This window comes from Saccharomonospora halophila 8 (assembly GCF_000383775.1).
Taxonomy (GTDB): domain Bacteria; phylum Actinomycetota; class Actinomycetes; order Mycobacteriales; family Pseudonocardiaceae; genus Saccharomonospora; species Saccharomonospora halophila.
This window is the reverse complement of record NZ_KB912525.1, coordinates 8,385-18,362: the sequence shown is the minus strand read 5'-3', so window position 1 is coordinate 18,362 and position 9,978 is coordinate 8,385. Positions and strand designations below refer to the sequence as shown.

At 71.9% G+C, this 9,978-nt stretch carries 9 protein-coding genes; 2 read left to right on the top strand and 7 right to left on the bottom strand.

Annotated features, from left to right (window positions below; all coding sequences use genetic code 11):
* Nucleotides 1-94 precede the first annotated feature (94 nt).
* The 5 genes from tesB to SACHA_RS0107975 all read right to left on the bottom strand — a co-directional run bounded on the left by tesB (nt 95) and on the right by SACHA_RS0107975 (nt 6,019).
* Nucleotides 95-997: an acyl-CoA thioesterase II gene (gene tesB / locus SACHA_RS0107995; RefSeq protein WP_019808633.1), complete on the bottom strand. Its 903-nt coding sequence runs from the start codon at nt 995-997 to the stop codon at nt 95-97.
* 58 nt (nt 998-1,055) lie between these two features.
* Entirely contained in the window at nt 1,056-2,480 is a 1,425-nt protein-coding gene (gene pyk / locus SACHA_RS0107990; protein WP_019808631.1) for a pyruvate kinase, read from the bottom strand.
* A 113-nt stretch (nt 2,481-2,593) separates the two neighbouring features.
* Entirely contained in the window at nt 2,594-3,256 is a 663-nt protein-coding gene (locus SACHA_RS0107985; protein ID WP_019808629.1) for a DUF2461 domain-containing protein, read from the bottom strand.
* A gap of 30 nt (nt 3,257-3,286) precedes the next feature.
* Nucleotides 3,287-4,813, bottom strand: a complete 1,527-nt coding sequence (locus tag SACHA_RS0107980; RefSeq protein ID WP_019808627.1) for an SLC13 family permease — start codon at nt 4,811-4,813, stop codon at nt 3,287-3,289.
* A gap of 180 nt (nt 4,814-4,993) precedes the next feature.
* A complete protein-coding gene (locus SACHA_RS0107975; protein ID WP_028662988.1) occupies nt 4,994-6,019 on the bottom strand; it encodes a 6-phosphofructokinase in 1,026 nt (341 codons plus the stop codon).
* 253 nt (nt 6,020-6,272) lie between these two features.
* On the opposite strand from SACHA_RS0107975, the gene SACHA_RS0107970 reads away from it, so the two are divergent.
* A complete protein-coding gene (locus SACHA_RS0107970) occupies nt 6,273-7,394 on the top strand; it encodes a 3-deoxy-7-phosphoheptulonate synthase (protein WP_019808623.1) in 1,122 nt (373 codons plus the stop codon).
* 54 nt (nt 7,395-7,448) lie between these two features.
* Here SACHA_RS0107970 and SACHA_RS0107965 read toward each other — a convergent pair whose 3' ends face one another.
* Together SACHA_RS0107965 and SACHA_RS0107960 are read right to left on the bottom strand one after the other, a co-directional pair.
* Nucleotides 7,449-7,964 carry a polyadenylate-specific 3'-exoribonuclease AS gene (locus tag SACHA_RS0107965; protein WP_019808620.1) on the bottom strand — a complete coding sequence of 172 codons (516 nt, stop codon included), beginning with the start codon at nt 7,962-7,964 and terminating at the stop codon, nt 7,449-7,451.
* A 42-nt stretch (nt 7,965-8,006) separates the two neighbouring features.
* Entirely contained in the window at nt 8,007-8,768 is a 762-nt protein-coding gene (locus tag SACHA_RS0107960; protein WP_019808619.1) for a lysophospholipid acyltransferase family protein, read from the bottom strand.
* 457 nt (nt 8,769-9,225) lie between these two features.
* On the opposite strand from SACHA_RS0107960, the gene SACHA_RS0107950 reads away from it, so the two are divergent.
* On the top strand, nt 9,226-9,828 hold the full coding sequence (locus tag SACHA_RS0107950) for a hypothetical protein (protein ID WP_019808615.1): 603 nt from the start codon (nt 9,226-9,228) through the stop codon (nt 9,826-9,828).
* Nucleotides 9,829-9,978: the final 150 nt, after the last annotated feature.

The following is a 9,978-nucleotide window of genomic DNA, read 5'->3' as shown; positions in this document are numbered from 1 at the left end:
GCGGCCGGCCGCACACCTCGCCGGCTGACCCCCACCGCGGCCGGCTGACCCCACCGCGCCGGCGGCGCGAGCGGGTCCGTGAGCACCCCGGTCCTCACAGGACGCGAATCAGGCCCTCCTGCACGACCGTCGCGATGTGCGCACCGTCCCGGGTGAACAGACGCCCGGTGGCCAGTCCCCTCCCGCCCGAGGCGGTGGGTGAGGTGCTGTCGTAGAGGAACCACTCGTCGGCCCGGAACGGCCGGTGGAACCACAGCGCGTGGTCCAGGCTCGCACCGAGCACCTTGTCGAAGTCCCAGTACACACCGTGCCGGGCCAGCACCGAGTCCAGCAGCGTCATGTCGGAGGCGTAGGCGAGCACACAGACGTGCAGCAGCCGGTCGTCGGGCAGTGTGCCGTCGGCCCGCATCCACACCCGGTTGCGCTCCGGGGGCTCGCCGGTCGACCGGCTCACCCACGGCGGGTCGTGGACGTAGCGGAGGTCGATCGGCCGGGGCAGTGCGCGCAGCCCGAGCTCCTCGTAGCCCTCCGCGCGCTGCGGCAACGTCGGGAGCGACTCGGGATCGGCGACGTCCGGCATCGGCTCGCCGTGCTCGACGCCGGACTCGGTGAGCTGGAACGACGCGGACAGCGAGAAGATCGCCTTACCGTGCTGGACCGCCACCACCCGGCGGGTGGTGAACGAGCGACCGTCCCGGATCCGGTCGACCTCGTACACGATCGGCACCTCGGGGTCACCGGGGCGGATGAAGTAGGCGTGCAGGGAGTGGACTCCACGCTCCTCCGGCACCGTCCGCCCCGCCGCGACCAGGGCCTGTCCGGCGACCTGGCCGCCGAACACGCGGGTCGGCGAGTGTGCCGGGCTCACCCCCCGGTAGATGTTCTCCTCGATCCGTTCGAGGTCCAGCAGGGCGACCAGCCGGTCCAGCACCGCCTGTCCGCCCATCCCGCCGTCGGTGTCCAACCCCGTGGCGGCCTGCCGTGCCAGCTCAGTCATGACACCGATTCAACACGGTCGGGGCGGCGCTGCCCGGCACCCCGTCCCGCCGACACGCTCACGCGTGGTCCTCCTCACCGAGCCGGTGGACCCGGATGAGGTTCGTGGAGCCGACCGTTCCGGGGGGCGACCCCGCCACGATGACCACGTTGTCCCCCGGCTGGTACCGACCGGTCTCCAGCATCGCGTGGTCGACCTGCTGGATCATACGGTCGGTGGAGTCCACCGGCGACACGATCCGCGCCGTGGTGCCCCAGGTCAGGGCCAGCTGCGAGCGCACGCTCTCCAGCGGGGTGAACGCGAGCAACGGCAGGCGGGTGTGCAGTCGTGCGAGTCTGCGCACGGTGTCACCGGACTGGGTGAAGGCGACCAGCGCCTTGGCGTTCAGCCGCTCCCCGATGTCCCGGGCGGCGTAGGAGATGACCCCCCGCTTGGTCCGGGGGACGTGACTCAGTGGCGGGACCGCGGGCATGTCCGCCTCCACGGCCTCGACGATCTTGCTCATCGTCTCCACCGTCTCGACCGGGTAGCGGCCGACGCTCGTCTCGCCCGAGAGCATGACCGCGTCGGTGCCGTCCAGCACGGCGTTGGCCACGTCGGACGCCTCGGCACGGGTGGGCCGCGAGTTGCCGATCATCGAGTCGAGCATCTGGGTGGCCACGATCACCGGCTTGGCGTTCTCCCGGGCGATCTGGATGGCCCGCTTCTGCACCAGCGGCACCTGCTCCAGCGGCAACTCCACACCGAGATCCCCGCGGGCGACCATCAGACCGTCGAAGGCGAGCACGACCGCCTCCAGGTTGTAGACCGCCTCGGGTTTCTCCAGCTTGGCGATGACGGGCACCCTCCCCCGGCCCACCCGGTCCATCACCTGGTGCACCAGGTCGATGTCGGCGGGGGAGCGCACGAACGACAGCGCCACGAAATCCACACCCAGTTCGAGGGCGAACTCCAGGTCCTCGATGTCCTTGTCGGACAGGGCGGGTACCGACACGTCCATACCCGGCAGCGAGACGCCCTTGTGGTTGCTGACGGGGCCGCCCTCGACGACCTCACAGATCACGTCGGCGCCCTCCACGCGCTCGACGACGAGGGCCACCTTGCCGTCGTCCACCAGCAGCCGGTCGCCGGGCTTCGCGTCCTCGGCCAGCCCTTTGTAGGTGGTGGAGACGCGCTCGTGGGTCCCGGCGATGTCGTCGACGGTGATGCGCACCTTGTCGCCGGCGCGCCAGTCGACGGGACCGCCCGCGAACTCACCCAGCCGGATCTTGGGACCCTGCAGGTCGGCGAGGATCCCGACCGCGCGCCCGGATTCCCGCGCCGCGGTCCGGATGAGGTCGTGGACCTGCTTGTGGTCGGTGTGGGTGCCGTGGCTGAAGTTCATCCTGGCCACGTCCATCCCCGAATCGACGAGCGCCCGGACCTTGTCCGCCGTCGCCGTCGCCGGGCCGAGGGTGCATACGATCTTCGCTCGTCTGCTCACACCCGAAAAGCCTAGCCGGTCGGCGCGCCCACGTCTGTACCGATCCCGTGTCGGTCGTGCCGCGTATGTCACCGGGCGCGGCCGGGGCTTGCCGGTCGGTCACCGGTGGCGGGTCACCGGCGGGGCAGCTCGCTCGCGCCGACGTGCGCGGCCGCCCAGTCGTTGATCGGCCGCAACGCGCGCCAGGCGGTGCGCACCCGGTCCAGGCAGGTGCGCTCGTGCAGGGCGTCGTCGGGGGGCCAGGTCGACAGCGCGTACAGCGTGCGGTGCCGTAGCAGCTCGATACGGGGATGGTCGGCTCCGAACCCGCGGGGGCGGGTCCGCAGCCGGTCCCCGCAGATCTCCCAGCCCGCGCCGCGCAACTCCGCGACGAGGTCGGCCAGTTCCCCGCCGTGCACGTCCGTGTGGACGGCCCGGCGGAACCGGGCGAGCTGGTCCGGGGCCAGGTGGAAGCAGCCGCCGCCGGCGCGCAGCCCCGCCGGGCCGACCTCGACGTAGAACGCGCCACCGCCCCGGCCCCGTTCGACGACCGCCCCGCAGTGCGTCTTGTACGGGCTCTTGTCCCGGGCGAAACGCACGTCCCGGTACGGGCGGAAGACCTTGCCCTCGCCGAAGTCGCCGAACTCCGCCAGCAGCTCCGCCAGCAGCGCCTCCATCGGGGCCCGCACGTCCCTGGTGTAGGTGGGCAGGTTCTCCCGCCAGTAGGCCTTCGAGTTGTCCACCACGAGCCCGTCGAAGAAGTCGATCGCGTACTCGCCGAAGCCGGTGAACGCCATGCTCCCACGCTACGTCGGCCCCGTCCGGGCTCAGTAGGTGAGGCCGAGGACCCACCCGCCGAGGGTGTACGCGGCGAGGGTGATCAGCACCAGCCCGATGACGTTGAGCAGCACCCCGCCCCGGATCATCTGCCCGATGCGGACGTGGCCGGACCCGAAGACGATGGCGTTCGGCGGGGTCGCCACGGGCAACATGAACGCGCAGGTCGCGGCCATCGCCGCGGGCACGGCGAGCACCATCGGCCCGTGGCCGAGCCCCACGGCGACCCCGCCGAGGATCGGCAGGAACGCCGCGGCCGTGGCGGTGTTGCTGGTCAACTCGGTCAGCATCAGCACGAGCAGGGCCGCCGCGGCGGCCAGCAGGATCAGCGGCAGCACGGACAGCCCGCCGACCTGCTCACCGATCCACTCACTCAGGCCGGTGTCGGTGAACCGGGTGGACAGGCTCAGCCCACCCCCGAACAACAGCAGGATACCCCAGGGCAGGGTCTTGGCCGTGTCCCAGTCGAGCGTGCGGACCCCGGCGCGCGCGTCCACGGGCAGCAGGAACAGCACCACGGCCGCGGCCATCGCGATGCCCGCGTCGGAGACGTTGCCCAGCCAGGGGGCCACCTCGGCGACCGCGTCGACGTCGGCCAACGCCGGGATGGCGATCCAGGACACCGCCGCGAGCACGAACACGGCCAGCGCGTTGCGTTCGCCCCGGCTCATCCGGCCCATCTCCGCCAGCCGGCCGCGGATCAGCTCGCGGCCGCCGGGCAGGGACCGCAGGCGCGGCCGGAACACCACCCGGGTCAGGACCAGCCAGGCGAGCAGAAGGAACACCGCGGACACGGGGAGCCCGAACAGCATCCACTCCCCGAACGTGAGGGTGATGCCGAAGTTCTCCTCCAGGTAGCCGACCAGCAGGGTGTTCGGCGGTGTGCCGATGATCGTGGACAGCGAGCCGATCGAGGCCGCGTAGGCGATGCCGAGCATGAGCGCCGTGGCGAAGTTGGTGTCGCCCTCGCCGTCGCCCAGCTGGGACACCAGCCCGAGCACCGACACCCCGATCGGCAGCATCATCACCGCGGTGGCCGTGTTGCTGACCCACATGCTGATGAACGCCGTGGCGAGCATGAACCCCGCGACCAGCCGCACCGGCCCGGTCCCCACGGCCAGGACGGTGCGCAACGCGATCCGCCGGTGCAGATTCCAGCGCTGCATCGCCAGGGCGATCAGGAATCCGCCCATGAACAGGAAGATGATGTCGTCGGCGTACGGGGCCGCGACCTCCTCGATCTCCCCGACGCCGAGGAACGGGAACAGCACGAGCGGCAGCAGGGCCGTCGCGGCCAGCGGCAACGCCTCGGTGACCCACCACACGGCCATGAGCACCGCGACGGCGGCCGTCACCCGGCCGTCCGGGGACAGGCTTCCCGGCAACAGCAGGAACGTGAGCACGGCCAGCACGGGGCCGAGCACGAGTCCGGTCCACTGCCTGCGCACCCCGGAGGTCTCCCCGCCGGTGTCGGTGTCGTCCGCACCCCGCGCCTCGTCACTGACCGATTCCGACATCACTCACCTCCACGACGAGTGTGCGCAACGTAGCGCATCGGCGTCGGTCGACCACACCGACGAGTGAGGGAGGGGCGGTCACACGCTCCCTCCAGTGACCGGCCCCGGACATCGGCGGGGGTCCCCGGTGTCCCGGGCCGGTCGGCCGTCAGCAGCGGGAGTGGGTCGGGGGGGAACCCCTCAGCCGAAGAAGACCTCGGCCTCGGCGTAGCGCTCCGGCGGTACGGTCTTCAGCTCGGCGGTGGCCTCCGCCAGCTTCACCCGGACGATGTCGGTGCCGCGCAGGGCCACCATCACGCCCGAATCCCCGTCGGCGACGGCGTCCACCGCGTGCAGTCCGAACCGCGTGGCCAGCACCCGGTCGTAGGCGGTCGGGGTGCCGCCGCGCTGGGTGTGGCCCAGCACGACCGCGCGCGACTCCTTGCCGGTGCGGTGGGCGATCTCGTCGGCCAGCCAGTTGCCCACCCCGCCGAGCCGGACGTGCCCGAAGGCGTCGGTCTCGCCGGTCTGCAGCACCTCGGCCCCGCCTTCCGGCAGGGCCCCCTCGGCGACGACGATGATCGGTGCGTACTCCCGCTCGAACCGCCGCCGGACCCATTCGACCACCGTGTCGACGGAGAACGGGCGCTCCGGCACCAGGATGACGCTCGCGCCGCCGGCCAGGCCGGAGTGCAGCGCGATCCACCCCGCGTGCCGGCCCATCACCTCCACCACCAGGGCACGGTGGTGCGACTCGGCGGTGGTGTGCAGCCGGTCGACCGCCTCGGTGGCGATGTGCACCGCGGTGTCGAAGCCGAAGGTGTAGTCGGTGGCGGCGAGATCGTTGTCGATGGTCTTCGGCACCCCGACGACCTTCACGCCGTCCGCGGTGAGCCGGTTCGCCACCCCGAGTGTGTCCTCGCCCCCGATCGCGATGATCGCGTCGAGGCCCTTGTCGGCGACCACGGACCGGATCGCCTCGACGCCGCCGTCCTCTTTGTAGGGGTTGGTGCGGGACGAACCGAGGACGGTGCCGCCCCGGGTGAGGATGCCCTCGACGTCGTCACGGGTCAGCCACCGACCCTCCCCCGTGATGGCCCCGCGCCAACCGCTGCGGAAGCCGAAGATCTCCCAACCGTGCGTCTCGATTCCCTTCAGCACCACCGCGCGGATCACCGCGTTGAGCCCCGGGCAGTCGCCTCCACCGGTCAGCACGCCGACTCGCATCACCACGACACCTCTCCGGTTGTCCTCCGTCACATTTTCCGGTCGCCAGCCTATCCCGGCGGGGTCTTGATCGGTGCAGCGGATCACCGACCTGGTAGGGTGCGTTCCGTGCAGCGCTTCGCTTTCTGGTTTAGCGGGCCGGCCCGGGGTGGGCCGGTCGGCGACACCGTGCGCTGACCACCGACCATTCCGAGCCGGACGAGGACAAGCCGGCTCGGCGGTCACGGTCGGGGCGGCTTGCGGAAAGGAAGCCATGACCCCCACGGCCGAACCGGACCGTTCCGCGACCGCGGTGAACGCACCCGACCACACCGACCCGGTGCACACGCTGGACGACCAGCGGATCACGGGTGTCAGCCCGTTGCTCTCCCCCGCCCTGCTGCGTCAGGAACACCCCGTGGGCCCCGGGGTCGCCAAGACGGTCGCCCAGGGCAGGCGGGACGTCGTCGACATCCTCGACGGCCGGGACGACCGGTTGCTGGTCGTCGTCGGACCGTGTTCGGTCCACGATCCGGCCGCCGCCCTGGACTACGCGCGCAGGCTGGCCGAGCACGCCGCGACCGTGACCGACGAACTGCACGTCGTGATGCGGGTGTACTTCGAGAAGCCCCGGACGACGCTGGGCTGGAAGGGACTGGTCAACGACCCGGACCTGGACGGCAGCTACGCGGTCAACAAGGGGCTCCGGGCGGCGCGCAGGCTGCTGCTCGACATCTCCGCGCTGGGGCTGCCCGTCGGGACCGAGTTCCTCGACCCGATCACCCCGCAGTTCCTCTCCGACACCGTGACCTGGGGGTCCATCGGCGCGCGCACCGCGGCCAGCCAGGTGCACCGGCAACTGTGCAGCGCCCTGTCGATGCCGGTGGGGATCAAGAACTCGACCGACGGCGACGTGCAGGTCGCCGTGGACGCCACCAGGGCGGCCGCGGCGAGCCACGTGTTCGCCGGGGTCAACGCCGACGGCCTCGCCGCCCTGCTGACGACGTCCGGCAACCCGGACTGCCACGTCATCCTGCGCGGGGGCTCGACGGGGCCGAACCACGACCCCGACACCGTCGCCGACACCCTCACCCGCCTGCGCGCGTCGGGTCTGCCCGAACGGGTGATCGTGGACGCCAGCCACGGCAACAGCGGCAAGGACCACCACCGGCAGGCCGACGTGGTGCGCGAGCTCGCCGCCCGCGTCGGTACGGCCGAGCCCGGTGTGGCGGGCGTGATGCTGGAGAGCTTTCTCGAAGCCGGACGGCAGGATCTCACCCTCGGCCGCGCGGACGGGTTGACCTACGGCCGCAGCATCACCGACGCGTGTCTGGACTGGCCCACCACGGCCACCCTCCTGGACGAACTCGCCGACGCCGTCCGTACCCGGCGCTGACGGCCCCACCGGACGGTGGTGCCGTGAAGGACCCCTTCCCTGCGTCAAACACCCCTACCGGGCGGGGAAGGCGCGACGGCGGGTGAGGTCCTGGCGGACCTGTTCGAGGACGCGCCAGCGTTCGAGGTTGTGGCGGGCGTCGGCCAGGGCGTCGTGGGCGTCGTCGGGTGCGCCCGGCAACCGGGGCCTGCCGAGGTCCTCCCACCGTTGCCGCAGGTCCCGGGTGAAGCGGGGGAGGGTACGCGGCATCGCCGGCATGGGCCCCCACAGCTGCGCGAGCACCACGTGGTCGTAGGCGGCCAGCCACGCCCACAGCTCGATCCCCTCGGCCGGTTCCCCGAAGAAGTCGAGCAGGTCGGCACGGATGCGCTCCCGACCGCGCCACGCCCGGTCCCCGGGCGGGGGCAGCTTGGTCAGCACGTGCTCCCGCACCCACGGGCCCGCCTTGGCGGGGTCGAACTCGGTCGACACGGCGTAGAACTCGCGTCCCGTCTCGTCCACGACACCGATCGAGACCAGGTCGATCGTCACGCCGTCCTCGATGAATTCGGTGTCGTAGAAGAACCGCACGCGGGCACGGTACTCGACGGGCCACCGGGTTCCGGGAGCGGATCAGCTCGCCTTCGACTCCGGGATCCGGGCGGTCCCACCCGCGTCGCCCTGCGCGGGGACCGCGGGGCGGGCCTCGGTCTGTCCGGCGTCGCGCAGTTCCTTGGCCTTCGCGGCGTAGACGTCGACGTACTCCTGACCCGACAGTTCCATCAGCGCGTACATGATCTCGTCGGTGATCGACCGTTCGATGAACCGGTCCCCGGACAGCCCCTCGTACCTGGAGAAGTCGAGCGGCGTGCCGAACCGGATCTCGATCCGGCGCGGCCACCACAGCCGCGAACCGATCGGGTTGACCTTCTCGGTGCCCACCATCGCGACGGGGACCACCGGGGCCCGCGACTCCAGGGCGATCCGCGCGACGCCGGTCTTGCCCTTGTAGAGCCTGCCGTCGGGCGACCGGGTGCCCTCCGGGTAGATTCCGAGCAGCCGCCCCTCGCGCACCAGCCGGACGGCGGTGTCGATCGCGGCCTGGGCCGCCGAGCCACTGGAGCGGTCGATCGGGAACTGGCCGACACCGGAGAAGAACCACTTCTTGAGCCTGCCCTTGAGGCCCGGCTCGGTGAAGTACTCCTGCTTGGCCGGGAAGGTCACCCGGCGGGAGACCCGCAGCGGCATGAAGAACGAGTCCGCGACGGCCAAATGGTTCCCCGCGAGGATGACGCCGCCCTCGTCCGGGATGTTCTCCGCCCCGATCACCTTGGCGGGCCACAACAACCGCATCAGGGGCCCCGGCAGCACGTACTTCATGAACCAATACAGCACTGCGGGGTCCCTCCTCGGTGCGCACGACGAACGGCGGCGCCGGAGCCGCCGACCGGTCAGCTTACGAATCCCGGAGGAGACGGCACAACAGCGGTACCCGGCGGCACCGGCCACGGCGATCGAGATCACAGCGCCAGGCCCACACCGGTGTCGGCGTACCCGCGGCGAACCGGACCCGCGGTGTCCCCGGCGACGCCGGACGCCCCGGTCCCTCCCGCCGTCACCCTCACGGTACCGCCTCGCGAGACCTCCCGTCCGTGCGAACATTGGGGGGACACAGCTCGACGGAAGGACGACCGGGCATGCCTGTGCTCTCCCCCGCCGCGCCGCTTCCCCGTACCGGTGGGCCCGGGACCGCGCTTGAGCGCGGCGCGCACGTGGCAACCCGGGACCACGACGCGCGGATCCGCGGGCGCGTCGGGTACTTCGTGAACTCGGTCAGACAGGTTGGTGTCCGATGAACCCTACGTCAGGCGCGGACGGGCCGGAGGACGTCGACGCCACGTTCGAGCGGATCGTCGCGGATCTGCGGGCGGAGGGGCTCGGCGCGGACGCGGACACGCTCGCCGGTGATCCGCACGACGATCCCGGCCCCGGGGGGACGACCCGGGAGCTTGACGGGGACGACGACACGCCCGACGGTTCCCCCGACGGGCCCACCGGAGCCGGCCGCGGTGACCGGTCGGGCATCCCGCGCCGGGGTCCCTCCCACCGGGCCGACGGGAGCGGAACGGACCCCGGTGCGGGTTCGCGTTGGCGCGAGGCCGACACCGACTGGGACGACACGCTGTTCGGCGACGACCCCGGGGAGGACGACGAGCACTTCGTGCCCCCGGAGCCGCCCCCTCTCCCCCGGCCGCGCAAGGGTGCGTTCGTGGTGCTGCTGTTCTTCGTGGTCGGGATCGTCCTGCTCGCCGCTCCCGGCGTGTTCGGGCTCAGTGGTTCCCTCGCGCTACCGCTCGGGTTGCTGGCGGTGGCCAGCGGGATCGCGTTGGCGCTGCTGCGGGTCCGTCAGGGTCCGCCGGACGGCGCCGATCCCGAGAACGGCGCCCAGGTCTGAGACGTCCGGGAGCGCCGACGGGGCTCACCGGCGGGGGTTCCACCGGCGGTGGGTTCGCCCTGGGCGCGGTGCGTCGAGCACCCGCCACAGGGCCGCGGGGCCGGTCACGGCACATCCCTCGGCGCGGACCCGGTCCCGCAGCCACCGGTC

Bases quoted from the DNA above. Each gene is read 5' to 3' on its own strand.
- tesB (WP_019808633.1), bottom strand. From the start codon at position 997: ATGACTGAGCTGGCACGGCAGGCCGCCACGGGGTTGGACACCGACGGC.
- SACHA_RS0107985 (WP_019808629.1), bottom strand. From the start codon at position 3,256: ATGGCGTTCACCGGCTTCGGCGAGTACGCGATCGACTTCTTCGACGGG.
- SACHA_RS0107980 (WP_019808627.1), bottom strand. From the start codon at position 4,813: ATGTCGGAATCGGTCAGTGACGAGGCGCGGGGTGCGGACGACACCGAC.
- SACHA_RS0107975 (WP_028662988.1), bottom strand. From the start codon at position 6,019: ATGCGAGTCGGCGTGCTGACCGGTGGAGGCGACTGCCCGGGGCTCAAC.
- SACHA_RS0107970 (WP_019808623.1), top strand. From the start codon at position 6,273: ATGACCCCCACGGCCGAACCGGACCGTTCCGCGACCGCGGTGAACGCA.
- SACHA_RS0107950 (WP_019808615.1), top strand. From the start codon at position 9,226: ATGAACCCTACGTCAGGCGCGGACGGGCCGGAGGACGTCGACGCCACG.